At 68.2% G+C, this 24,606-nt stretch carries 15 protein-coding genes; 9 read left to right on the top strand and 6 right to left on the bottom strand.

The window, feature by feature from the left end; all coding sequences use genetic code 11:
• Positions 1–13: 13 nt before the first annotated feature.
• Complete coding sequence (locus AC1RBA_RS05675) at positions 14–463, top strand: VOC family protein (protein ID WP_492417107.1); 450 nt, start codon at positions 14–16, stop codon at positions 461–463.
• A gap of 126 nt (positions 464–589) precedes the next feature.
• On the opposite strand, the gene AC1RBA_RS05670 is transcribed toward AC1RBA_RS05675, so the two are convergent.
• Positions 590–835, bottom strand: a complete 246-nt coding sequence (locus tag AC1RBA_RS05670) for a hypothetical protein (protein ID WP_070224327.1) — start codon at positions 833–835, stop codon at positions 590–592.
• A 61-nt stretch (positions 836–896) separates the two neighbouring features.
• Complete coding sequence (locus tag AC1RBA_RS05665; protein ID WP_492417105.1) at positions 897–1,061, bottom strand: hypothetical protein; 165 nt, start codon at positions 1,059–1,061, stop codon at positions 897–899.
• 68 nt (positions 1,062–1,129) lie between these two features.
• Here AC1RBA_RS05665 and AC1RBA_RS05660 point away from each other — a divergent pair, with 68 nt between their 5' ends.
• On the top strand, positions 1,130–2,530 hold the full coding sequence (locus AC1RBA_RS05660; protein ID WP_492417104.1) for an aminotransferase-like domain-containing protein: 1,401 nt from the start codon (positions 1,130–1,132) through the stop codon (positions 2,528–2,530).
• 42 nt (positions 2,531–2,572) lie between these two features.
• Here AC1RBA_RS05660 and AC1RBA_RS05655 read toward each other — a convergent pair whose 3' ends face one another.
• A complete protein-coding gene (locus AC1RBA_RS05655) occupies positions 2,573–3,634 on the bottom strand; it encodes an NAD(P)H-dependent flavin oxidoreductase (RefSeq protein ID WP_492417102.1) in 1,062 nt (353 codons plus the stop codon).
• 87 nt (positions 3,635–3,721) lie between these two features.
• On the opposite strand from AC1RBA_RS05655, the gene AC1RBA_RS05650 reads away from it, so the two are divergent.
• Positions 3,722–4,597: a LysR substrate-binding domain-containing protein gene (locus AC1RBA_RS05650; protein WP_492417177.1), complete on the top strand. Its 876-nt coding sequence runs from the start codon at positions 3,722–3,724 to the stop codon at positions 4,595–4,597.
• Positions 4,594–5,724 carry a YbfB/YjiJ family MFS transporter gene (locus AC1RBA_RS05645; protein WP_492417100.1) on the top strand — a complete coding sequence of 377 codons (1,131 nt, stop codon included), beginning with the start codon at positions 4,594–4,596 and terminating at the stop codon, positions 5,722–5,724. Before AC1RBA_RS05650 ends, AC1RBA_RS05645 begins: the two co-directional genes overlap by 4 nt.
• Positions 5,725–5,727: 3 nt before the next feature.
• Here the strand turns inward: AC1RBA_RS05645 and AC1RBA_RS05640 are convergent, their stop codons facing one another.
• Genes AC1RBA_RS05640 through AC1RBA_RS05630 form a run of 3 tightly spaced genes read right to left on the bottom strand, consistent with a single transcriptional unit; the run spans position 5,728 to position 8,575 of the window.
• Entirely contained in the window at positions 5,728–6,774 is a 1,047-nt protein-coding gene (locus tag AC1RBA_RS05640) for a serine hydrolase domain-containing protein (protein ID WP_492417098.1), read from the bottom strand.
• The gene (locus AC1RBA_RS05635; RefSeq protein WP_492417096.1) at positions 6,765–7,562 is read right to left on the bottom strand and encodes an alpha/beta fold hydrolase; all 798 of its coding nucleotides are present in this window, start codon (positions 7,560–7,562) and stop codon (positions 6,765–6,767) included. Before AC1RBA_RS05635 ends, AC1RBA_RS05640 begins: the two co-directional genes overlap by 10 nt.
• Positions 7,559–8,575 carry a M14 family zinc carboxypeptidase gene (locus AC1RBA_RS05630; RefSeq protein WP_230506081.1) on the bottom strand — a complete coding sequence of 339 codons (1,017 nt, stop codon included), beginning with the start codon at positions 8,573–8,575 and terminating at the stop codon, positions 7,559–7,561. The genes AC1RBA_RS05635 and AC1RBA_RS05630 overlap by 4 nt, the downstream gene beginning before the upstream one ends.
• A 207-nt stretch (positions 8,576–8,782) precedes the next feature.
• Here AC1RBA_RS05630 and AC1RBA_RS05625 point away from each other — a divergent pair, with 207 nt between their 5' ends.
• The 5 genes from AC1RBA_RS05625 (at position 8,783) to AC1RBA_RS05605 (ending at position 24,580) form a co-directional block, all read left to right on the top strand.
• Positions 8,783–9,526: a hypothetical protein gene (locus AC1RBA_RS05625; RefSeq protein WP_492417094.1), complete on the top strand. Its 744-nt coding sequence runs from the start codon at positions 8,783–8,785 to the stop codon at positions 9,524–9,526.
• Complete coding sequence (locus AC1RBA_RS05620; RefSeq protein WP_070312884.1) at positions 9,523–10,098, top strand: RNA polymerase sigma factor; 576 nt, start codon at positions 9,523–9,525, stop codon at positions 10,096–10,098. The genes AC1RBA_RS05625 and AC1RBA_RS05620 overlap by 4 nt, the downstream gene beginning before the upstream one ends.
• Positions 10,099–10,106: 8 nt before the next feature.
• A complete protein-coding gene (locus AC1RBA_RS05615; RefSeq protein WP_492417093.1) occupies positions 10,107–11,081 on the top strand; it encodes a FecR family protein in 975 nt (324 codons plus the stop codon).
• Positions 11,082–11,234: 153 nt separating this feature from the next.
• Entirely contained in the window at positions 11,235–23,858 is a 12,624-nt protein-coding gene (locus AC1RBA_RS05610) for a filamentous hemagglutinin family protein (RefSeq protein ID WP_492417092.1), read from the top strand.
• Positions 23,855–24,580, top strand: coding sequence for an RNA polymerase sigma factor (locus AC1RBA_RS05605; RefSeq protein WP_492417090.1), 726 nt, complete (start codon positions 23,855–23,857; stop codon positions 24,578–24,580). Before AC1RBA_RS05610 ends, AC1RBA_RS05605 begins: the two co-directional genes overlap by 4 nt.
• Positions 24,581–24,606 lie beyond the last annotated feature (26 nt).

Below are 24,606 nucleotides of genomic sequence, written 5' to 3'. Positions count from 1 at the left end.
CCCAGGAGGCAATATGACAGTCAAGCGCATGGACAACGTCGGCATCGTCGTGGAAGACATCGATGCCGCCATTGCGTTCTTCACCGAACTTGGTCTCGTTCTCGAAGGGCGCGCCCCAATTGAAGGCGACTGGGCCGATGGCGTCACCGGTCTGCGCGGCATGCGCGTCGAGATTGCCATGATGCGTACGCCGGACGGTCACAGCCGTCTCGAGTTATCCCGTTTCCTCGCGCCGGCCGTGGTCGCCGATCACCGCGACGCCCCAGTGAACGCTCTCGGTTACCTGCGTATCATGTTTACCGTCGAGGATATCGACGATACGCTCGTCCGGCTCGTCCAGCGCGGCGCGAAGCTGGTCGGCGAAGTAGTCCGGTACGAGCACATGTATCGGCTCTGCTACATCCGTGGTCCCGAAGGCATCCTCATCGGACTTGCCGAACAGCTCCCGCGGCAGACGTCCTGAGGGAAGCCGCCGGACGTAGAAAACCAAAGGCTCGCCGTCCAATCGCTTGCTGAGGCAGGCCTGCGCGAAACACCGCGGCGGGAAATTGCTGCCGCATCGCTGCATATCGGCCGGCGCCTTCTGTCATCAGGGCATGGTCATGTCCAGACCGACCATGCTGACGACGAAGAAGGTGACGATCCCGAGTGCCAGAAGCAATAGCGCGAAGATGGCGACCACCTTGCCGCTCGCGCGCAGCACCGCGCGATTCTGCTTCGCCTTGTCCTTATCCTTCTTGCCTTGATCGTAATGCCACTTGATGGCGAAGAACATGCCCGTGGCGAGCACGAGTGCCTTGAATGTCACGAAGACTATAGGGGTCCAATCGATCATTTTGCGTATTTCCAGTCTATTACTTGATTACTTGACACTATCTGTCGTGAGGCGCACTGCCTCAAATTGCTGCTTCAGCAGCTTCTGTTCCAACTTTTTCTTCCACTATCCCCCCAGGCATCCTGTTTGACTCTTTCATTATAGCCAGCTCTGAAATAACGACGGTATCGAGCGCAGCGATGCGCCGCATGCGGATGAGTGAGGAAAAAACGTCTGCGACTGCCATGCAAGGATGGTGTTGCTGCACGTTATGAGGCATACTACCTTAAAACAATCTCCATACATTGAGACAAAATGTCCCAGTTAAAAACCATACAAGATGAAAATTTGACGGGCTGGTTGCCGCGATTGGCCGGGAACAAGGGGCCACGTTTTTTGCAAATTGCGGATGCCTTGCAGGTGGCGGTGGCAGACGGCTCGCTGACAGCGGGCGACCGTCTGCCGACGCAGCGCCAGTTGGCGGCACAGCTGGGCGTCGACCTGACGACGATCACGCGCGCCTACGACGAAGCCAGACGCCGCAACTTGCTGGAGGGGCGCGGCGCGCGCGGCACGTATGTCGCGGCGCCGAAAGTCGAATTGACCGCTATCCTCGACCTGAGCATGAATACGCCGCCACCGCCCGAGGGCGTGGACTTCGACGACATGTTGCGACAAGGTTTGTCTCAAGTACTGATGCGCGCCGATAATGAGTTGCTGATGACCTATCACTTGGGCGGGGGAAGCGACTCCGACCGCAAGGCCGGAGCAAGATGGCTGGAACCGATGTTCGGACCTCTGGATTCAAGGCAGGTGGTTGTCTGTCCCGGTGCGCAAGCGGCGATCGCCGCATTGATCCTTGCGCTGACGGAGCCTGGCGATGTGATCCTGGCGGAGCCGACGAGTTATCCGGGCTTGCGTGCCGCAGCGGCCCAGTTCGGCCGGCACGTCATCGCGGTGGGCGCGGACAAGCACGGGATGCTGCCTGAGCTGCTAGAGGAAGCGTGCCGCCAGCACCAGCCCGCGCTGGTCTACCTCAATCCGACATTGCAGAACCCGACCGCCATCACCATGCCGGAACGCCGGCGCAGGGAGCTGGCCGGCATTGCGCAGCGCTGCAATGTACGCATCGTCGAGGACGATCCCTACTGGCTTCTTGCCGATGCGCCGCCGCCGCCCGTTGCCGCGTTTGCCCCGGCACAGGTGCTCTACATCTCGACGCTGTCGAAATGCCTGACGCCCGGCTTGCGTGTCGCCTTCGTGCTGATACGCGACCCGGCGGAGCGCGAGCGTTTCCTGGTCGCGCTAAGATCATTTGCGCTGATGGTCGCTCCTCTGACGGCCGCCCTGGCCACGCAGTGGATACTCGACGGCTCGGCCGACAGATTGATGGAAGGCGTACGCAAGGAGGCGCGCCTGCGCCACCGGATGGCGCGCGATGTGCTGGCGGGACGCTACAGCGGCGCCGGAGACGGTCTGCATGTATGGCTCGAGTTGCCCGCGTATTGGAACTCCTCGCAGCTTGCGCTCGCAGCCGCCAGCTACGGCATCGCCGTCACGCCGGCGGAGGCGTTCGCAACGGGCAGCGCATCCGTGAACGCCATTCGCATCTCTTTGGGCAGCATCAAGGACCGTGGACGCTTGCAGGCCGGTCTTCAGCGGCTGTCTCACCTGCTTGCGCGGCGGCCCGAGTCATTCAGCGCTGCCGTGGTGTGACTGGCCGGGATGCGCCTCCGTATTGCCAGAAGCATCCCGGCATCAGGCCGCCATTTCCCTTGCCAGTGCCGACACCAGTTCCTCCGCCCCCATTTCCTGCGCCAGCGGCGCGCCCTGGCCGGCCCATTGCGCGGCGAATTCGCTGTCGCCGTGCCGGCTGGCCAAGGCGTTCAATTGTTTGGCGGCATCGTAGGCGACGGGATAGTCGGCGGGCGGCGGGCTGCCCGGCGCTTCGCCGTGTTCGATCAGCCGGTTCACCATGCCGCGCGCCAGTCGGCCCGATAGCACGCTGGTCAACCGCGTGCTTGCGGCCCGTTCGCTTTGCAGGTTGGCCCGGTAGCCCGCATTGGCCGACGATTCCGGGCACAGCACGAACGCCGTGCCCAGCTGGGCCGCTGCGGCGCCCAGGTCCAGCGCGGCGCGAACGCCTTGTCCATCCATGATGCCGCCGGCCGCGATCAGGGGGAGAGCAGTGCGGCCGGCCAGCAGGCGCAGCAGCACGCTGGTGCTGTGGCGCTCGTCCGGCGCTTGCGGGTCGAAGACGCCACGGTGTCCGCCCGCTTCCACGCCTTGCGCCACGATGGCGTCGACGCCCGCCTGTTCGATCAGCATCGCCTCGCGCAGATTGGTGGCCGTGGCCATCGTGTAGACGCCGGCCTGGCGCAGGGCGGCGATCTGCTGCCGCGCCGGCAAGCCGAAATGGAAGCTGACGACGGCGGGGCGCAGCTCCAGCAGCAGGGCAAACGCTGCCTCATTGCCGAGAAAGGTTTGATATATCTCGTCGAGTTCCGTAGGCACGGCCGCGCCCAGTTCCGCAAACAGGGGCGCCAGATGGGCCAGCCAGTCCGCCTCGCGCCGCGCATCCCTGACCGCCGGCGCATGGCAGAACACATTCACGTTGAAGGGACGGTCCGTCAGCGCGCGCGTGTCGGCGATCATCTGGCGCGCCTGCGCCACAGTGCCGGCGCCGATGGCCAGCGAACCGAGGCCGCCCGCGTTCGAGACGGCGGCCGCCATGCGCGGCGTGGAGACGCCCGCCATCGGCGCCTGGATGATGGGGTGCTGCAAGCCGAGACGGTCGAGGAAGCGCTGGGACGTGCTCATGATGTTTCCTTCATGAAATTGAGGACATTGTGCAATATTCTTATTTGAAGAATATAATAGCATGATAATTCTTGAATTGAGAACATGATGGACATGGAATCCCTGACGATTTTTTGCGCCGTGGCCAGTGAACTGAGCGTCACCCAGGCCGCAGCCAGGCTGGGCCGCGCGCCGTCCAGCGTCACCACGCGCATCCAGCAGCTGGAAGCCGATATGGGCGCGGAATTGTTCGTGCGCGCCAATAAACGCATGGCCCTGACGGCGGCGGGCGAACGCTTTCTCGAGTATGCGCAGCGTTTGCTGGCGCTGGCGGAAGAGGCGCGGCATGTCGTCACGGGCGGGCGCGACGGCGGCACCCTGCGCGTGGGCAGCATGGAAAGCACGGCGGCCAGCCGCCTGCCGGCGCTGCTGGCCGCGTATCACGCCCGCCATCCGGACACGCGCCTGGCGCTGAGCACGGGGCCGTCGCGCCCCCTGATCGAGCAAGTGCGCACGGGTTTGCTCGACTGCGCTTTCGTCGCCTTGCCGCCAGCGTTCGGCGGCGCCGCCGCGCTGGAAGAGCTGGGGCTGGCATCGACCGCCGCGTGGCGCGAGGAACTGTGTTTGCTGTTGCCGGCCAGCGAAGGGCAGGCGCGCCGTGCCGCGGACGTGCGCACGCGCTCGCTGGCGGCCTTTCCGCAGGGCTGCACCTACCGCGGCATCGCCGAAGAGCTGCTGGGCGTTGCAGGTTCGACCGATTGGCGCGTGCAGGAGCTGAGTTCGTATCACACCATGATCGCCTGCGTGGCGGCCGGCGCCTGCGTGACCGTGCTGCCGGCCAGCGTGCTGGCGCTGTCCGATGCGCCGGCCACCTTGACAACGCTGTCCGCCGGGCAAGCCGACACGGTGCTCGTGTGGAGAGTCGGATTCGACGTGCCCGCCTTTCAGCATTTGCTGGCGCTGCTCGGCGAGGCGGCGCCGTGAGCGGGGCGTCCAGGCTGCCTTCGGCTATCGCCGCGGCGGTCATTCTCGCCATCGGCATGGGCTTTGGCCGCTTCGCCTTCACGGCCATCTATCCGCAGATGGTCGAGGAAGGCGTCTTGAGCTTGCGCGAAGGCAGCCTGGCCGCCTCGGCCAACTATGCCGGTTACCTGTTGGGCGCCATCCTGGCCATGCGCGCGCGGGCCCACGACGCGCACCGGCTGTGCCTGTGGTCGGCGGCCGGCACGGCGCTGTGCCTGGGCGTGCTGGCCGTGCCGATGCCCGTCTGGCTCATCGTGGCGGTGCGGGGCGTGGCGGGCGTCTTCAGCGCCCTGGCCATGGTGGCCGCTTCCTTGTGGCTGCTGGAACAGCGCCGGCATGGCCGCAGCGCGCCGCTGCTGTACGCGGGCGTGGGCGTGGGCATCGCCGTCTCGGCCGAATTGCTGGTGCTGGCATCGCAGCTGGGCTGGCACAGCGCAGGCATGTGGCTGCTGCTGGCCGGCGTCGCCGCGCTGGCGGGGCTGGCGGCCGCACCCGCGATTGCCGCTGGCGGACTGGCGACGCTGGACGCGCCAGCGCAAAGGGCAGCTTCGGCGCTGGCGTCCGTGGCACCGTGGCCGCTGGTGCTGATCTACGGCTTGGCGGGACTCGGCTACATCGTCACGGCCACGTATTTGCCCGTGCTGGTCGGCGCGGCCTTGCCCGGCTTGAATTCCGCCCACGTGTGGGCCGTGTTCGGCCTCGGGGCGGCGCCCTCGTGCTTCCTGTGGCACCGGCTGCACGAGCGCCTGGGCACGCGCCAGGCGCTCAGGCTGAACCTGCTGCTGCAGGCGCTGGGCGTGGTCTTGCCCGTGCTGGCGCCCTCGGCCGCCGGTTACCTGCTCAGCGCCATCCTCGTCGGCGGCACGTTCGTCGGCACGGTGACCATCGCCATGCCGGCCGCGCAGCGGGCAGCCGTCAAGGCGGGCACCAACATGATGGCCGGCATGACGGTGGTGTATGGCGTGGGCCAGATCATCGGCCCCGTGTTGGCCGGCAGCCTGTATGCGCAGTCGCACAGTTTTAATAGTTCGCTGCTGGCGGCCGCCGGCGCGCTGCTGCTGGCCATCATCGTGAGCTTGCGGCTATAAAGTTCAAAGACCGAAGGCGCGGCGCATGAAAGCGTGCCGCAGCGCGTTGACCCGGGCGGAATCGCGCGTGTAGTACAGTTTATTGGCCAGCAGCACCGCATAGCGGCCGCGCCGGGGACTGATCCACAGGGCCGTGCCCGTGAAACCCTGGTGGCACCAGATGTCGTCCTGCGGCCCGCTGCCTGCCGCCGGGTGCCAGAACAGGCCGCGCGACGGGCTCAAGGAACCCGTCTGCACCGTCAGCGAATCACGCACCCAGCCGGCGTCGAATACCTCGTCATGGCGGTCCGGCGCCAGCATCGCCTGCAGGAAGCGCTGCAGGTCGGGCACATTCGAAAACAGCCCGGAAATGCCGCATACGCCGCCCAGCAGCCGCGTCGAAAAATCATGCGTCACGCCGGCAAGGTGCGCGCCCGCCTGCTCGCAATACTCGGTCGGCGCGACCAGCTTGCCATGCGCAGCCGGCAGCGGGCCAAAGCGCGTGGCGGCCATGCCCAGCGGCCGCAGCACATGTTCTTCCAGGGCCTGGTCCAGGGGCATGCCCAGCAGCCGCTCGATGACCAGGCCGAGGATCAGGGCCGCGCGGTCGGTGTAGTCGACCGCCTGGCCTGGTATGCCTTCCAGCGGCTCGCGCAGCACGCCGCGCACGATATCGTCGTACACCTCGCCATAGCTGGCGCGCAGGCGGGCGCGCAGCGGCAGGCCGGCCGTATGCGTGAGCAGCTGGAAAATCGTGACGGGCGCCAGCGCATAGCCGTGCGTGCCGGGCAGCACGTCGGCCAGCCGCGTGTCCAGGCCCAGGCGTTCCTGCTTCAGCAGCCGGCCCGTCAGCGACCAGACGCTGATGATCTTGGTCAAGGAAGCGATGTCGAACAGGGTGTCGACCTGCATCGCGGCACTGGCAGCCTCGGGTGTGAGCCGCCCGGCCGCGCCCGCCACGCCGTCGTCGATGGTGCCCATGGCCCAGGCCGCGCCCGGGAAAATGTGCTCGTGCACGCCGGCCTCCGCCAGCGCTGCCAGTTGCTCCGTACTGCTGCTTGTTATCTGCATGATGATTGTGCCGTCCTGCCGTGGTCTGTCACTTCTTCCCCCAGCCAGCGCGCCACCGACTGCGCTACCCATTCGCCCTCATCGAGCGGCAAGTCGTGGCCCGCATCGCCGTGGATCAAACAGTCGGCTTGCCAGGCGCGCGCCAGGCGCTGCGAGCAGCGGTGGTCGACCAATTGATCTTGCGCGCCGGCCATCACCAGCACGGGCATCGCCGGGGGAATCGCCGGGGCGCGGTAGCGGGCGGCCGACAGCAGCTGGCGCAGCGCATTGCAGCGGTTGACCGGATATTCCTGCTGGTAGCTGAGCCAGTCGGCCAGCAGCGCAGGGGTGCCATGGGCGTGCCTGCGGCTCGTCAGGCGCAGGATCAGCGCTTCCTGGCTGCGTGCATCGCCGGCCAGCAACTGGCGCAGCAGGGCGCCGTAGTTTTGCCAGCGCAGGCGCCGGTAAAACGGGCTATAGGGCCGCATGCTCGTGTTGACGAGCACGCAGCGTGCGATTTCCTGCGGATAGCGGCTTGCCCATTCGACGGCCACCATGCCGCCCAGGGACAGCGCCAGCAAGTGGTATGGCGCGGGGATGCCGCGCGCCAGCAAGTGCTGGCGGCAGTCTTCCACCATGGCGGCCACGCGGGTGGCGCTGTCTTCGTCGTGGCGCGTGCCGTTGCCGGGCAGGTCGGGCGTGACGATGCGGGCGCCGGGCAGGGCGCGCGCCAAGGTGGCGGGAAACTCCCCCCAGTGGCGCTGTTCGCGCATCAGGCCGCGCAATAAAATCCAGATGGGCGTGGTCATGATTCGTACCATTGCGCCAGGGCGCGCCGGCGCTGCGCCTTGCGCAGCAAGCCTTCCGGCATCCAGCGGCCGTGGCTGCTGGCGGCGCGCATGAGGAAATCGAACCACACCAGGTGCCGCCGCAGCACGCGCTGCAAGCGGTGCGCGGCCGTGGGGTTGAAGATGCTGACCCGGTTGAACAGCTGGCGCGGATTTTTCTTGACCCACAGCCACGAGCCCATTTCCAGGGTCAGGGGCAGGAACACGCGGCCCGTGTAGCTGGTGCCGTTCAGGTAGAGATAGTCCCACAGGTCGCCATGCGTGCGGTATTGCCGGCTTTGCGGCTCGAACACATAGTTGTGGTTGGGGTAGCTCTGGCTGAACAGCTCTTCCAGCGCGCCGATCTCGGCCAGGTGTTCGATCGGCACCTTGGTGTGGGCGTGCGGAAACCAGATGCGGTCGCGCAAGCCGAAGCCGGAATGGCAATCGAGGGCGATGCTGAACTGGCGCGACAGCAGTTCGCGTTCGACGAGGTCGCACACGGCCTGGCTTTCCGCCTCCATCGGCCCTCCGGCCGCGCCCCGGTACCAGGGCAGGCGGGGGCTGTAGCGCTGGCCGCCCAGCATGAACGGCACTTTTTCGCGCGCACTCAATGGCGCGTTGCGCATCAGGTCCACGCCGCGCGGATTGCTGCGCGTCGCTTGCCACATGCCGCCCGGATTGACCAGCGGCATGAACACGAGGCGCATGGTTTCCAGCTGCTGGTGCAAGGTGGCGTCCCAGCGCAGGCGCGCAACCAGGCTTTCCAAAAAGGACAGCAGCACTTGCGTGCCGATGCGTTCGAGGCCGTGGATGCCGCCGAAAAAGCCCAGCACGGGCACGTCGGGGCTGGGATTGCCCATGGCGATCGAATACACGGGAAATGCGCGTCCATCGATGGCGATGCTGCAGGGCGCGGCCACTTCCAGGTGACTGCCGCCCTCGTCGATGAGGCGCTTCAGCATGACCAGCTCGGGCAGATTCTTTTCGATCATCAGGCGTCTGAAAGGGAAAGTAGCAGCCAGTGTAGCCGAAATCATTGCCGCGTCCGATGTCCCGCATGGCGAAATTTATTGGTGATAAGCATGTCACGAAGCCGTCATGTTTGCTGTGTAGTCTGTTGCAGTTGACGCAAGGATTGTTCATTGTAAACACCCCAGGCGTCCGCTTTACTCCTCACACGATAGCGACACGATAGCGATATGACAGGCAGCCCGGCATCCGTTCATGTGCTTGCGCTGGCCGGATACCTGGTACTGCTGGGTTTCCTGGCCGCGGTGGGGCCCGTGCGGGCGCAGCCGGCCGACGGCGCCGTCTTGCAGTTCGATATCGCCGCGCAAAACCTCGGCGACGCGCTGGACCTGTACAGCCGCCGCACGGGCATCGCCGTGCTGATCGACCAGCGTTACGCGCAGCGCCAGTCGGCCGCCGTGCGCGGCCCCTATGCGGCGGGCGCGGCCCTGCAAGTCTTGCTGGAGGGCACGGGGCTGCAATCCCGCCTGTCCGACGCGCAAGCCGTCATCGTGTATGCCCCGGCCGCAGCTTCGGCGTTAGCCGCAGCGGACCTGCCGCCAGCCGCCATGCTGGCCGCCGCCGACATCCCGGGCGCCACGCAGGGCGGCGGCGACCACGCGGCCTATGTGGGCCGGCTGCAGCACGTGCTGCTGGGATTGCTGTGCCGCGCCGCGCAGACGCGCCCCGGCGGCTACCGCCTGGCGCTGCAGCTGTATCTGAACCGCGCCGGCGTCGTCGACCGCGTGCACCTGCTCGACAGCACGGGCTTGCGCGCGCGCGACACGGCGATTGCGCGCGTGGTGCTGGGCATGCGCGTTGGCGCGGCGCCGCTGCCGTCGATGCCGCAGCCCGTCTCCATCCTGCTGCTGCCGCAAGGGCCGGGCAGCGAAGTCGATTGCGCCGCTGGCGCGCAAGGAATCTCCGCGCCATGAGCCTGCCCGACCTGCGCACCAGGCTCAAAGGCCACCTCAGTGCGCGCTATGCCGTGCTGCGCTGGCGCCTGGAACGCGTGGTCGGCTGCAAGCACCATGCGGCCGATGCGCTGCAGGAAACCTGGCTGCGCCTCGAGGCGATGGTGGCGCCCGGTCCCGCCGCCGCGCCCGTCCATAATCCCGACGCCTACCTGCTGCGCATGGCGGCCAATATCGCCACCGATGCCTACCGCCGCGACCGCATCATCGTCACCGAGCGCGAACGCGAGGAGCTGATGCACATGGCCGACGAGACGGGCGACGACATCAGCGACCCGGCGCGCATCGTCTCGGCGCGGCTCGACGTGCAGGCGCTCGACGCGGCCTTGGCGGGCCTGTCGCCGCGCCGCCGCGCCATCCTGACGGCGGCGCGCATCGACGGCATGCTCAATGCGGAGATCGCCGAGCGCTTCGGCATTTCCGTGGCGATGGTGAAGAAAGAATTGCAGGCCGCCATGCAACACTGTAAAACGTGCATGGCCGACGCCGATGCGGCCCAGCGCAGCGATGTGTCGGGCCGCCGTAAATATTGATGAATCCCATGACCGCTTCCGACCGCGATCCACGCGACCTTGTTGAACATGACGACACTGCCATCGGCCGGGAAGCCGCCGCCTGGTGGGTACGCCTGCGTGCCGACGATTTCACGCAGGCCGACGCCGACGCCTTGCGCGCCTGGTGCGCGCGCAGCCCCGCGCATGCGCGCGCCTGGCGCGAACTCAGGCAGGTGTGGCAGGCGCTCGATCCCGCCTTGACCCGCGCCGCCGCCGTGCCGCCGCAGGCGAACGTGCTGGCGTTCCCGCTCCGTCCAGGGCGGCGCGCTTTTCTCGGCGGCGCGCTGGCGGCCGGCGTGGCCGTGCTGGCCCTGCGCCCGCCGCTGGGCGCCTGGCCGTCGCTGCAGGAGCTTGGCGCCGACTACCGCACGGGCACGGGCGAGCAGCGGCAACTGGCCCTGTCGCAGCAGATGACGGTGCAGATGAATACGCAGACGCGCATCGATGTGCGGGCGCCCGAGTCGATCGAACTGCTGGGCGGCGAAGCGGAAATCCTCGCCAGCGGCGCGCGCCAGCCCGTGTCGGTGGTGGCGGGCGCGGGGCGTTTATTGGCGCAGTCGGCCCGCTTCAATGTGCGCCACACGGGCGACGCCGTCTGCGTGACTTGCCTGGCGGGCGCCGTCGAGGTGGTCTGGCAGCAGCGGCGCCAGACCCTTGATGCAGGACAGCAACTGGTGTACGACGACGGGGGCGCGCAGGCGGCCACGGCCGCACCAAAGGGCGAAGCGAGCGCCTGGCGCACGGGTGCGTTGTCGTTTGCCGGCAAGCCGCTGTCCCAGGTGGTCGATGAAATCAACCGCTACCGGCCCGGCCGCGTGCTGCTGCGCAATCCCGAACTGGGCCGCCGCCTCGTGCGCATGCGCTTTTCCATCCGCCAGATGGATGGCGCGCTGGCGATGATACGCGACTTGACGGGAGCAGAAATGATCAGTTTTCCGGGCGGCATCGTCTTGCTGAGCTGATCTCGGCGGATGCCGGATGCCCCGGCGGCACGCGTATCAAAATATTTTTCAAAAAACATTATCCCTTCCGCCGCCCAGCTACGTCATGGAGGCATGGACGCTTGCGCTAACGCCAGGCTCCGTTCCCATCCCACTAGCCAGGAAACCATTGCCATGACCAAGCTTCACACTGCCCAGCGCCCAGTCCCAACCGTTGACACGGGCGCGCAGCGTACTTCCACGCTGGGCAGCCGCCTGCGGCTCACGCCGCTTGCTTACGCACTGACCACCATGCTGATGGCGGGCGCCTTCAGCACGCCGGCGCGGGCGCAGCAGGCGTTCAGCGGCGGCTGGTTCGCGGCCAAGGGGGCGGCGCAGAATACGGCTGCCACCTCGGGCCGATTGCCGAATGGCCAGCCGCTGCCGTTGGGCAGCCGGCCCGAGGGCCAGCAACAGCAGGCCAATCAGCAGTTGCAACGCTCGCTCAACAACCTGAACCTGGCCGCGCGCGCCATCGCCGCGCAGCAAGCGGCTCAGGCGCAGGCGCGCCAGAGTGCCGCCGGCGGCGCCAGCGCGCCGAACGGCCTGGCGCAGGGCGGCTTGCAGGTCGACACCAACAGCCTGACGGCCGGCTGGCTCCATGCCCAGGCGCCCGTGCAGACGGTGGCGAACGGCAAGACGGCCGTGGTGGTGCAGCAGACGGCGGACAAGGCCATCCTGAACTGGGAAACATTTAATGTGGGCAAGGATACGACCCTGACCTTCCAGCAGCAAAAGGACTGGGCCGTGCTGAACCGGGTCAACGATCCGCAAGCGCGCCCCAGCCAGATCCAGGGGCAGATCAAGGCCGACGGCACGGTGCTGCTCGTCAACCGCAACGGCATCGTGTTTACCGGCACGAGCCAGGTCGACACGCGCAGCCTGGTGGCGGCCGCGGCCCGCATCAGCGATACGCAATTCCAGAAAAACGGCATCTACAGCGCCGGCACGGCCGGCGCCACGACATTTACTGACGCGGCCGGCAAGGTACAGGTACAGGCGGGCGCGCGCCTGGCCAGCAATGCGCCCAAGGGCAGCACGGAAGGCGGCGGTTACGTGATGCTGCTGGGCAAGGAAGTGCACCAGGCGGGCGAGATCGCCACGCCCAAGGGCCAGGCCCTGCTGGCCGCCGGCGACAGTTTTACCATTAAAAAAGGCGTGGGCACGGATGGCAATCCGCTGTCGAGCACGCGCGGCAGCGAAGTCACGCCGCAGTTCGCGGCCGGCAGCACGGCGGGCAAGGTCGTCAACACGGGCCTGATCCAAGCGCGCGAAGGCGACGTTACTCTGGCGGGGCGCGACGTGCGCCAGGAAGGCGTCGTGCTCGCCTCCACCACGGCCGCCACGCGCGGCACCGTGCACCTGAACGCGCTGGGCAGCGACGCGGCCGTCACCGTGGGACGGGGCGCCACCACGGCCATCGTCATCGAGGACGACGGCAAGACGACGGCGCTCGACAGCCAGCGCGACGCCATGCGCGGCCCGGCCGCGACGTCCACGGAAAACATCGTTGCCGTCAGCGACCGCCGCGACCAGTCGCGCATCGAGATCGGCAGCGCCGGCACGGTGGAATTCCTCGGCGACTCGCTGACCCTGGCCACGGGCGGCCAGATCGCCGTCAACGCCGCCAGCCGCAGCCTGCTGCGCGACGGCGCCCAGCTCGACGTCTCCGGCGCCGTGGGCGTCAAGGTGGCCATGGAGGCGAACAATGTCGAGATCAACGTGCAGGGCAACGAGCAGCGCGACGCGCCCGTCAACCGCGACGGCAAGGCCTTGCTCAACAGCAGTATCTGGGTCGACCGCCGCAAGCTGGTGTTCGTACCGAAAGGCACGAACGGCTACGACAGCGACCGCTGGTACACGGCCGGCGGCTTGCTGGAAGTGGCCGGCTACCTGGGCACGCAGGGCCATTCCGTCAGCGAGTGGATGGCGCAGGGCGGCACCGTCAGCTTCGGCGGCAAGGATGTCGTCACGCAGCTTGGCTCCGCCATCAACCTGTCGGGCGGCACCCTGGACGTGCAGACGGGCGCGGTGCGCCAGACCTGGCTCAAAGGCCTGGACGGCAAGTTGCATGAGGCGGGCGGCGCGCCGGCCGACTTGCCGTACGCGGGCGTATACAAGGGTTATGAGGAAGAACATGCGCGCTGGGGCAAGGATGCCAGCGCGTTCTACGCCAATCCATTGATCGCCGCGCAACAGCGCCTGGAAAACGGCTACACGGTGGGCCGCGACGCGGGCAAGCTGGTGGTCGCCACCGGTTCGGCCGTGCTGGAAGGGGGCATCGCGGGCGAGGTCTTCCAGGGCGAGCGCCAGACCCAGGCGCCGCATGCCCTGCTCGACGGCTACCAGCAGTCGCAGCTGGCCGCCGCGCAGCGGGGGCAGCTGATCGTCGGCCAGTACCAGCCGATGTTCGACAAGCGCACGGGCGTGCTGCAGCACGCATTGTCGGCCGTCATGGACGAGGTGCGCCTGACGCGCGTGCAGGACGGCATCGCCGCCGGCCTCGACGTGACAGGCGTGCTGGCTTCAGAGCGCCAGGGCAAGCTGCTGCTCGATACCAACTTGCTCAATGACCAACATCTGGGCGCCATCCGCCTCGCCGCGAAAGGCGCGATCACGGTCGACAGCGCGCTGCAGGTGGCCGACGGCGGCAACATCACCCTGTTCGGCAAGGACGTGGCCATCAACGCCAGCCTGCGCAGCCATGGCGGCAGCATCATGGCCGGCAATGTGCTGAACCAGCTCGGCGCGCTGGGCATGGTCGATACGGTCGTCAACCCGGGCGGGCCAGCGGGCAAGCTGGTGCTGGCCGATGGCGTTAGCCTCGATACCAGCGGTCTGCTCAGCAACGTGCTGCGCGACCCGCTGGCCGCCGCCGGCCTGCCGTATATCAACGGCGGCAATGTGTCGCTGCGGGCGAATGGCGACGTGCGCGTCGGCAGCGGCAGCCTGATCGACGCCGGCTCGGGCGCGGCCATCCTGTCGCAGGCGAAACAGCAGGGTGGCAAGGGCGGCAACGTGAGCCTGGCCAGCTACGGAACGACATCGGACCTGGTGCTGGGCGAAGGCGCGCAAGTGCGCGGCCATGGCGTTGCCGGCGGCGGCAAGCTGGAATTACAGGCAAACAAGATTTTGATCGGCAAAACTGAAAAACCCGAGGCCGGCACCCTGCAACTGGGCGGCGACTTTTTTGAGCAGGGTTTTTCCAGCTACAGCCTGGTCGGCAAGCAGGGCTTGACGGTCGCGGACGGCACGCAGGTGGACGTGCGCATGCCCGTGCTGCGCGTAGTGGACAATGAAAAACTGGCCCTGTGGACGCCGGAACAGGTCACGGAAAACCCGGTCAAGGGCACCTTGACCCAGCGCAAGGGCGCCAGCCTGGCCCTGCAGGTGGGCGATATCCTGTCCGGCGCGGCCGACATGGCCAGCGCTGAATTGCTGATAGGCAAGGGCGCCGTGGTGAGCGTCGATGCGGGCCAGTCCATCAAGCTGGCCAGCGTGGGCCAGCTGACGGTGGACGGGCGCCTGAACGCGTGGGGCGGCAAGATCAGCCTGGGCGGCGTGGGCGTGGACGTGAACGTGTCCGAAGCGGTGGAAGCGGCCGGCCATGGCCGTTCCATCTGGATCGGCGACAATGCCGTGCTCGACGTCGCGTCGCGCGCCGTCACGGCCACCGATGCGCAGGGCCGGCGCTACGGCAAGGTGGCGGACGGCGGCAGCATCGTCGTCGGCGGCGAAATCGACCATGCGCAGGGCAGCACGTCGGCGGCCAGCCTGTTCGTCGTCGTGCGCGACGGCGCCGTGCTCGACGCGTCCGGCGCGCATGCGGTGCTGGACGTCAATGGCGCGGCTGTCGACGTGGCCAGCGCGGGCGGCAGCATCGCGCTGGCGTCGAACAACGGCTTGTATCTCGATGGCCAGCTGCTGGCCAAGGCGGGCGGTGCGGGCGCGGCGGGCGGCAGCCTGTACGTGGCCACGGGCACCCCGGTCTACCTGAAAACGCTGGCGACGGACAAGGTGCTGCAGGGGCGCCAGCTGATCCTCTCGCAGCGCCAGCTTGCCAGCGACCTGGTCGCAGGCATCGGTGCGCAGGACGGCCAGCAGGCGCTCCAGTACGGCCATGGCCGTTACTCGGTCGAGCAAGTGGAGGCGGGCGGCTTCGGCAACCTGGCCCTGCTGGGCGCCGCCTCCTTCGATGGCGACGTGTCGCTGACGCTGCAGCAAAGCTTCCAGTTGTATGGCGCGCCCGTGCTGGCGCCAGGCAGCAAGCCCGGCGCGAAGGTTGGCATCGCGGCACCGTACGTGCGCCTGGCCAGCGTCAAGCCGGCGGGACGCGATTTCTATGTCACGCCGGGTACGGCGGGTCAGGCGCCGATGGCCGGCCAGGTCAGCATAGCTGGCGACCTGATCGACGTGCGCGGCCTGGTCGACATTCGGGCGGACGACGTGCGCCTGACGAGCCGCGGCGACGTGCGCTTTCTGCTGTCGCCGCTGGGCTGGGACGGCAACCAGCCGACGACGGTGCTGTCCACGCCGGGCGACATGACCCTCAGCGCGGCCCAGCTGTACCCGGAAACGGGCGCCGGCGCCGCCGTGCGGGCCGGCTATGGTATCGTCAACGGCAAGATTGGCTACGATCCGGCCCACAGCCTGAACATCGCCCGCAGCACGGCTGACGTGCCGCTCATGCCGTATTCCGCTTTCGGCTCGCTGGAACTGGCCGCCGCGCACATCGAGCAGGGCGGCGTCGTGCGCGCGCCGCTGGGGCGCCTGGCCATCGGCGCGGCCGGCTATGAGAACGACAGGAGCCTGACCGTTAACTTGTTGCCAGGTAGTATCACCTCCGTCAGCGGTGCCGGCCTGGTCATGCCGTATGGCGGCACCGTCGATGGCCAGACCTGGAACGTCAACGGCAAGCCGGTCACCCTGATGGGCGTGGGCGGCATCAATGTGCAGGGCGGCCTGCGCATCGGCGTGGACATCGCCGGCGTGGCCGTGGACGTGCGGCCGGGCGCGCTGCTCGACCTGTCGGGCGGCGGCGAACTGACGGGTGCAGGTTTCATTTCCGGGCGCGGCGGCTCCACCGACGCGCGCACGCATCCGCTGGTGCAGGTAGGCGCGAATGGCGGCTTCATCCTGCCGGGTCTGGCAACCAACCCCGTGTACGCCATCGTGCCGGGCGCGCAAGCGCCGCAGGCGCCATCGGGCGGCGACAAGGGCGCCTCCGATGCAGCCATCGGCCGGCAGGTGACGATAGGCAGCGGCGTGCCGGGTCTGCCCGCCGGCACCTACACCCTGATGCCGTCGACCTATGCCTTGCTGCCGGGCGCCTTCCGCGTGGAACTGAACGGCCTGGCGGGGCAAGGCAGCGCCGGCTCGCTGGCGCAGCCGCTGCGCAACGGTTCCTGGGCCGCGCCCGGCACCCTGTCGATCGCCGGCACGGACATCCGCGCGCCGCTGGCCAGCCAGCTGATACTCACGCCGGCCAAGGTCTTGCGCACGTATTCGCAATACAACGAAACCGGCTATGCGGCGTTCGCGTTGGCCGATGCGAAAACGCGCGGCATTCCCCGCGCACTGCTGCCTGCCGACGCGAAAACGCTCAAGCTGACCCTGGCGCAAGGCGGCGGCCCGGACACGTTCCAGTTCAAGGGCACGGGCAAATTCTCCACGGCCGAGGGCGGCTACGGCGGCACCGTGGTGCTGGCGTCGAGCAATGTCACCGACGGCGACATTGAAATCCTCGCCGACGGTGCGCCGGCCGCCAGCGTCGCCGGGCAGCTCAGCGTGCGTGCCTCAAGCCTGAACAATATCGGCGCGGCCCGTATTGTGGTGGGCAATGCACCGTCTGTGGAATATGGCCAGGGCGGCAACTACGTGAACTTCGGTTTCAACACGGCGCGCGCCATCTACCTGCGCGCGGGCGCCATCCTGTCGGCGCCGGAAGTGTTCCTCGTTGCCCAAGACCCGAGTAATTATCTGCTGGGCGACGGCTTGATCGATATCGCGCCCGGCGCCGGCATCAGCACTGTGGGGCGCGGCAAGGCCGCGTACGACGCCAACGACGGCTTTATCTACCAAAAAAGGCGCGCGGACGTGCACATGCTGGCCGCCTCGAACGGCTTGCTCAACGTGGCGCCCGTCAGCGGCACGGCGCGCGGCGGCATCCGCATCGGCGTGTGCGGCGACATCTGCACCGACAAAGGAACAGCGAGCCTGTACTCGGAAGGCACCTTGCTGTTGTCGACGAACGGCAGTTTCGCACTGGACGACACGGCCCGCTACGGCACGCGCAACCTGAGCCTGGCCGTGGGCGCCATCAACATGGGCAGCAGCGAGGCGCTGGCGGCGGCCCAGGCCAACGGCACGCGCTCGAGCGGCCTGGCCATGAACCAGGGCGTGCTGGACCGCCTGCTGCGCGGCGACACCAGCACCGGCGCGCCAGCCCTGCAGGCGCTGATGCTGAACGCGGCCGACAGCGTCAATTTCTATGGCGACGTGGTGCTCGACACCTACGACAAGGGCACGGGCAAATCCACCTTGGACCGCCTGGTGCTGACCACGCCGGCCATGTATGGCCAGGGCGGCGCCGACACCGTGGCGACCATCCGCACCGCCAACCTGATCTGGGGCGGCGCCCTGTCGCCGGCCGGCAATGTCATCACGCATGGCGCCGGCACGGGCAGCGGCACCCTGAACCTGGAAGCGGAACGCATCGATTTCGGCTTCGGCCCGTTCACGCAGCCGGCCGGCGTCGCCTCGTTCGACCGGCTGGCGCTGGGTTTTGCCAACGTCAACCTGAAGGCGTCGGGCCAGGTGACGGCCAACCACAAGGGCAGCCTGTCCGTCTACCAGGCGCAGGGCGCATATGAAACGGGCAAGGGTTTCCAGTACAGCGGCGGCAACCTCAATATCAGCACGCCGCTGCTGACGGGCGAGGCGGGTTCCGCGCACAGCTACACGTCGGGCGGCGCGCTGAAGGTGGCGGCGCCGGCCGGTACGGCGCCAGCGGCTCCCGTCAAGAATAACGCTGCGCTGGGCGCGCAGCTGGCGCTGAATGGCGACAGCGTGAGCGTGGCGACGGCCGTGGTGCTGCCGAGCGGCAAGCTGACCATCAACGCGCAGTACGACATCGCCGTGGCCGACGGCGCGCGCATCGACATGGCGGGCCGCAAGAGCACCTTCTTCGACGTGGACAAATACAGCTGGGGCGGCGACGTGATCCTGGACAGCCGCGCCGGCGATATCGGCCAGGGCGCGGGCAGCGTGATCGACCTGTCGGCCGAGAACAACCGCGCCGGCAGCCTGAAGGCCGTGGCCCTCGATGGCGCGGCCGGCATGGTGGATTTGCAGGGCAAGATACTGGGCGGCGCCAGCGGCAGCTACGACGCGGGCGGCACCATGGTCCCGTACAAGAAGGGCAGCGTGGACGTGCGCGCGCAAACGCTGGGCGCGGGCGGCGCGCCGGACAGCCGGTTCGCGTTGCTGAACACGCGCCTGAACGAAGGCGGCGTGACGGGTGCGCGCAGCTTCCAGCTGAAGCAGGGCGACCTGACGATAGCCAATGAGCTGAAGGCGGGCGAAGTGCAGGTATCGCTCGACAACGGCCGCCTGACGGTGGCCGGCACGATCGACGCCAGCGGCGAGCGCGTGGGCAGCATCCGCCTGGCCGGCAAGCATGGTCTCACCCTGGCCGGCAACGCCGTGCTCGACGCGCATGGCACGCTGTTGCGCGTCGACAGCTACGGCAAGATCATCGACAGCCCGAACCGGGCCATGGTCGAACTGAACGCGGGCGAAGGCGTATTGAGCCTGGCCGGCGGCGCGCAGATCGACGTGCGCCATGCCACGGCAGCCGTGGCCGGCAAGGGCAAGGGCGAATACGACGGCGCCGCGCGCGGCACGGTGGAACTGAGCGCGCCGCGCCTGGGCAGCGGCGGTTCCCGCACGGATGCGGACGCGGCCACCTTTGGTGATATCGCCATCGCCACCGGCGGCGGTTTTACCGTGCGCGGCGCGAAATCGATCGCCGTCAACGCCATGCAGCGCTACGACGATGCGGCCTACGCCGCGGACCTGTCGGCCAGCGGCCGCCCCTACCAGGTGATCAACCAGGCATATCTCGACAGCAAGCATGCGGACAGCACCGCCTTCATTGACGCGGCGCTGGCCAACACGAACTTGCGCAATATCAAGCTGGCGGGCCTGGCCACGGCCGCGTATGCCGATGCGCTGCATCTGCGTCCCGGCGTCGATATCGTCAGCAAGACGGCGGACGGCGACCTGGTGGTGCAGGGCGACCTGGATCTGTCGGGCATGCGCTACGCCAGCCTCAATCCGCGCTTTCAGGCAACAAATGTGCGCGGGTCGGGTGAGGTGGGCAGCCTGCTGCTGCGCGCCGGCGGCGACTTGAGTATCTACGGCAGCATCAACGACGGCTTCGCGCCGCCGCCCGCCACCAAGGATGACGGCGGCTGGGTCCTGCTGCCGGGGCGCGACATCAATGGCAGCGACGTCATCGTCCCGGGCCAGGGCGTGACCCTGGCCGACGGCACCTTGTTCCCGGGCGGGATCGCGCTCAATTACGACGTGCCCGTCAAGGGTTTCAATCTGCAGGCCAATACGCGCCTGCCCGTGGCCGTCGTGCTGGACCAGGCCATGACGGTGCGGGCCGGCACCGTGCTGGCCGCCGCCGTGCGCGACAGCGACGGCAATATCGTCCACGCGGCCGGCACCTTGCTGACGACGCAACAAGTGTTTACGCCCGGCATGCGCCTCGATGCGGGCAGCGTGCTGGCGCAAGCGGTCAAGGTGCGCGCCATGAGCTGGCCCAAGGGCGTGCCGCTGCCGGGCGTGGCTGGCGAACGCAGCGTTTTCGTACTTGATGGCAACCTGGCGCTGGCCGTGGGCGCATTGATCCCGTCCGGCACCGACGTCAAGCTGATGCCCGATGTGAAGTCGATTCAGCTGCGCCCGGAAGTGGCGGGCAGCCAGGGCAAGCTGTGGGCGATCGCGCCCATGCTGGCCGAAGGCTCGCAAGCCTGGGGCATGCGCCTGGTGGCCGGTGCCGACCTCGATGCGGCTGACACGCGCAGCGTACAGGCGCACCCAAGCCACGGCACCCTGCGCCTGGCCGACAGCCATTACGGCATGTATGGCATCCTCGTGCCGCCGAAAGGCGTGCAGTACTGGAGCGAAGCGGCTGCGGAACTGGGCGTCGAAGGCATCGTGGCGGGCGAAGTCATCACCGAGGAATTCACCAGCCAGTTCGGCCAGACTGTGGCGGAGCTCTGCGCCAGCGACCCGTCCCTGTGCGTGCTGAAGGTGGCCTACGTGTGGACCAAGGCCGGCGCGGAAGAGTTTGCGGATGACAACGTGAAGGCGGGCGACCTGCTCGACCCCGTGGCGCTCAAGTGGCCGACGGTTTGCGAGGAAAAGCCCACCTGGTGCGGCACGGCCAACGCCACGTTCGACTACAAGGCCTCGAGCCTGCGCCACAGCGTGCTGCGCACGGGCACGGGCGACCTGGACCTGGTCAGCGGCGGCGACCTGCGCATGGATAGCCTGTATGGCGTGTACACGGCAGGCATGTCGTCCGTGGCGACATCGGCCGGCGATCCGTACAACCAGGCGCGCGGCCGCAATGCCGACGGCAAGGTGCTGAGCAATCCTGACGGTGCGCACGAACACCTGGTCGACGGCGGCGCCGACAGCGTGTACCGCGCCTGGTACCCGGACCAGGGCGGCAACCTGCTGCTGAACGTGGCGGGCAACCTGACGGGCTCGCTGATGACGGGCAGCAGCGCGATCAATCTGCGTCCCGTCGGTTCGGACAGCGGCCACGACAGCGCGGCCGTCGGCAACTGGCTGTGGCGCCAGGGCAGCGGCGCGGTCGCCACGGGTGGCCAGGCGCAGCCGGCGGCGTGGTGGATCAACTTCGGCAGCTATGTGGGCGATGCCAGCGGCAACAAGGGCGCCGACAAGCTGCTGGGCTTTACGGGCTTCGGTACCCTGGGCGGCGGCAACGTGCGCGCCGACGTGGCCGGCGACGCGGGCGTGCAGGCGCTGCTGTCCGGCAGCAGTTTTGACAACAATATCAATACCCGTTCGCAGGGCCTGCTGTTGGCCGTGGGCGGCACGGGCCGCGTGCAGGCCGATGGCAGCCTGCTGCTGACGGGCGGCGGCGACCTCGATCTGCGCGTTGGCGGCGCCCTCAATCCGGCCGGCACGGCAGGCCTCAACCACATGAATGGCGCGCTGGTCGATGTGCGCGGCCACGCGGCCACGTCGGCCACGCAACTGGGCAGCGTGGCGCTGGAATACGGCTCGCAGCCTACCCAGCACGTGCCGCTGGAAACGCGCGCCTACGATGCCTTCACCGCGACGCGCGCCGCGCCGAAGGGCGGCATGACCCTGGTGCCGGGCGACGCCACCTTCACGGTGGCGACCCTGGGCGACCAGGTGTTGCAGGACGTGGCCGACCCCGGCCGCGTGCCTTTGCTCAGCGCATCCCCGTTCACCAGCGCCGCGGGCGAGGCGGGCGTCGGCTACAGCTGGTTCAGCCTGTGGACGCCGCGCACGGCGCTCGACCTGTTCTCCGCCGGCGGCAATATGACGCCGTTGACGGCACCGGTCGGCACGGCCACCGACCTGGCCATCGTTTACCCGTCCATCGTGCGCGTCGCGGCGCCGAATGGCAGTTTGTACTACGGCAAGGCAACCGCCAGCTGGAATAGCGCCAACAGCTATGCCGAGCCGCTGGTGCTGGCGCCATCGCCGAATGCCCAGCTGGAGTGGCTGGCTGGCGATTCCATCTATGCGGGCGGCTATGCCGTCAGCCAGTCCGGCGCCGGCGCGGACAGCATGGCGACGCCGTTCAAGCCAGCCTTCGTGGGCTGGAGCGCGAATGCGGCCGATGCTAATCCCGTGACGGGCAACATTTCCAGCACGGGCGCGCCGGCGACGCGCTCGAACTTCCCGCTGTTCGCCTTCGGCCCCGATTCCGCCGCCGGGCCCGCCAACAGCGGCACGCAAGCGGCCCGCATCTATGCCGTGAAGGGCGATTTGATCGGCGTCAATAGCGGCCGCATGGTCGCGTTCTACGACGCCAGGCATGCGGGCACCACCTGGTATGAGGGGGCGCAACCGGTGTGGATGAAGGCGGGCCGCGATATCGTCAGCAGCGGCACGGCATTGCTTGAGGGTATAGACGGTAGCGAGAACACGAGCGGCATGATATTCAGGAATTACAGCAACCTGTTCGTGCATAACAATGCGTTTGACGTCTCGGTGGTCTCGGCCGGGCGCGATATCCTGAACAGCTCCTTCAACGTGGCCGGCCCCGGCACGCTCGATATCAGCGCGGGACGCAACATATTGATGCAGGACAAGGGCAGCGTCGTCAGCCTCGGTCCCGTCGTCGCCGGAGATAAACGCCCGGGCGCCGGCATCGCCATGCAGGCGGGCGTGGGCGCGGCCGGCCTCGACTATCTGCGCTTCGTCAAGCCGTATCTTGACCCGGCCAACGTGGCGCAGGCGGGCGTGCCGCTGGCCGAGCAGGCCGGCAAGGTGGTGAAGTCGTACGCGACCGAATTGACGACCTGGCTGAATGAACGCTACGGCTTCAAGGGCACGGCCGCCGAGGCGCAGGCCTTTTATCTGGCCTTGCCCGAGCCGCAGCAGCGCGTCTTTGCCCGCGACGTGTATTTCGCGGAACTGAAGGCGGGCGGGCGCGAATTCAACGATGCGGACAGCGCCCGCTACGGCAGTTTCCTGCGCAGCCGCAATGCCATCGCGGCCCTGGCGCCGGCCAAGGACGCCAGCGGCAAGGCCATCGATTATGCGGGCGACATCGTCATGTACCGCGGGCTTTACGCCAAGCGGAACGACGGCGAGCAGCGCTGGGACTATTTCCCCCGCAGCGGCTACGTGCACACCAACTTCGGCGGCGACATCCAGCTGTTGACGCCTGGCGGCAAGCAGGTGTTCGGCATCGAAGGCGAGGCGCCGCCGTCGACCTCGGGCGTCATCACCAAGGGCGGCGGCAATATCGAGCTGTTCTCGCACGGCAGCATCCTGCTGGGCCAAAGCCGCGTCATGACGACGTTTGGCGGCGATATCCTCGGCTGGTCGTCGGAGGGCGACATCAACGCGGGGCGCGGCTCGAAGTCGACCATCGTCTACACGCCGCCCAAGCGCGTGTATGACAACTGGGGCAACGTGACCCTGTCGTCCGACGTGCCGAGCACGGGCGCCGGCATCGCCACCCTGGCGCCGATCGCGGAAGTGCCGGCCGGCGACGTGGACTTGCTGGCGCCGCTGGGCACCATCGACGCGGGCGAGGCGGGCATCCGCGTCTCGGGCAGCGTCAACCTTGCCGCGCTGACGGTAGTGAACGCGGCGAACATCCAGGTCAAGGGCGAAGCGAAGGGCATGCCGACGGTGGCGTCCGTCAACGTGGCCGCCATGACCAACGCCAGCGCGGCCGCCACGCAGGCCACGGCCGCCGCCCAGGAGGTGGTGCAGCGCGAGCGCGCCGCCACCCGTGCCGCGCAGCCGTCCGTGTTCACGGTGCGCGTGCTGGGCTTTGGCAACGACGCACCGCCCGACAGCGCGCAAGCGGCGCCGCAGGACGGCGCACGCACCGAGGCGGCCGACTACAACCCGCGCAGCGCCGTGCGCGTGCTGGGTCTGGGCACGCTGCCGGAATCGGCCACGCGCCAGCTGACGGCGCAAGAGCGCAGCAGGTTGTCGCCATGATGGCCGGCATGGCTGGCGCCTTGCCCTTGCGCATGACAGGTGCCATGCGGCAGGCAGGCATGGCCTGGTACCGGCCCGCCATCCGGCCCCGCATGCAGGCGGCCAATGATATGGCGCCCGTGTCAACGCCGGCGCCGGGGCAGGGCGCAAGGCTGCAGGCGGTGCTGGAAGGCAATTACGCGGCCCTGCACCGGCGCCTGGCGCGCCACCTGGGCTGCGCCGAGCTGGCCAGCGACAGCCTGCACGACGCCTGGCTGCGCCTGGGCGCGCTGACGGCCGGGGACGGTGCGGCGCTGGCGCACAGCCCCGTCGCCTATGTGTTTCGCGTGGCGTGTAACGCGGCCATGGACAGTCTGCGGCGCAATCGCGCCTGGCTGTATGCGGACGAGGAGGATGGCGTCGCCGGCCTCGTCGATTTCCTCGCCGATAAGGCGGCGGGACCGGAGCGCCTGGCCGAGCTGCATGCCGACGTGCGGCGGCTGGCGCAAGCCGTCGACTTGCTGCCGCGGCGCCACCGGCAGGTGCTCGAAGCGCTGCGCGTGGATGAGCTGACCCGCCAGGAAGTGGCCGAGCGGCACGACATGTCGCTGCGCAACGTCGATACGGCCTTGCGCCAGGCGCTCGACCATTGCGCCCGCCACACGGGCTACGCGGCGCAGGGCGGCGTCGGCACGACCCGGCGCAGCTTGAGGCTGAACGTTCGTTCGCGTACAGACGCTTAGGCATCCGGCGGCCAGACTGCTGCTTC

The organism is Janthinobacterium sp. GW823-FHT03B06 (assembly GCF_058796955.1).
Note: the sequence above shows the minus strand (reverse complement) of the source record. Positions and strands in the feature narration are given on the sequence as shown.

What these genes read in the sequence shown, in the direction of transcription:
- AC1RBA_RS05675 (WP_492417107.1), top strand. Translation starts at nt 14, where the DNA reads ATGACAGTCAAGCGCATGGACAACGTCGGCATCGTCGTGGAAGACATC.
- AC1RBA_RS05670 (WP_070224327.1), bottom strand. Translation starts at nt 835, where the DNA reads ATGATCGATTGGACCCCTATAGTCTTCGTGACATTCAAGGCACTCGTG.
- AC1RBA_RS05665 (WP_492417105.1), bottom strand. Translation starts at nt 1,061, where the DNA reads ATGGCAGTCGCAGACGTTTTTTCCTCACTCATCCGCATGCGGCGCATC.
- AC1RBA_RS05660 (WP_492417104.1), top strand. Translation starts at nt 1,130, where the DNA reads ATGTCCCAGTTAAAAACCATACAAGATGAAAATTTGACGGGCTGGTTG.
- AC1RBA_RS05655 (WP_492417102.1), bottom strand. Translation starts at nt 3,634, where the DNA reads ATGAGCACGTCCCAGCGCTTCCTCGACCGTCTCGGCTTGCAGCACCCC.
- AC1RBA_RS05650 (WP_492417177.1), top strand. Translation starts at nt 3,722, where the DNA reads ATGGACATGGAATCCCTGACGATTTTTTGCGCCGTGGCCAGTGAACTG.
- AC1RBA_RS05640 (WP_492417098.1), bottom strand. Translation starts at nt 6,774, where the DNA reads ATGCAGATAACAAGCAGCAGTACGGAGCAACTGGCAGCGCTGGCGGAG.
- AC1RBA_RS05635 (WP_492417096.1), bottom strand. Translation starts at nt 7,562, where the DNA reads ATGACCACGCCCATCTGGATTTTATTGCGCGGCCTGATGCGCGAACAG.
- AC1RBA_RS05630 (WP_230506081.1), bottom strand. Translation starts at nt 8,575, where the DNA reads ATGATCGAAAAGAATCTGCCCGAGCTGGTCATGCTGAAGCGCCTCATC.
- AC1RBA_RS05625 (WP_492417094.1), top strand. Translation starts at nt 8,783, where the DNA reads ATGACAGGCAGCCCGGCATCCGTTCATGTGCTTGCGCTGGCCGGATAC.
- AC1RBA_RS05620 (WP_070312884.1), top strand. Translation starts at nt 9,523, where the DNA reads ATGAGCCTGCCCGACCTGCGCACCAGGCTCAAAGGCCACCTCAGTGCG.
- AC1RBA_RS05615 (WP_492417093.1), top strand. Translation starts at nt 10,107, where the DNA reads ATGACCGCTTCCGACCGCGATCCACGCGACCTTGTTGAACATGACGAC.
- AC1RBA_RS05610 (WP_492417092.1), top strand. Translation starts at nt 11,235, where the DNA reads ATGACCAAGCTTCACACTGCCCAGCGCCCAGTCCCAACCGTTGACACG.
- AC1RBA_RS05605 (WP_492417090.1), top strand. Translation starts at nt 23,855, where the DNA reads ATGATGGCCGGCATGGCTGGCGCCTTGCCCTTGCGCATGACAGGTGCC.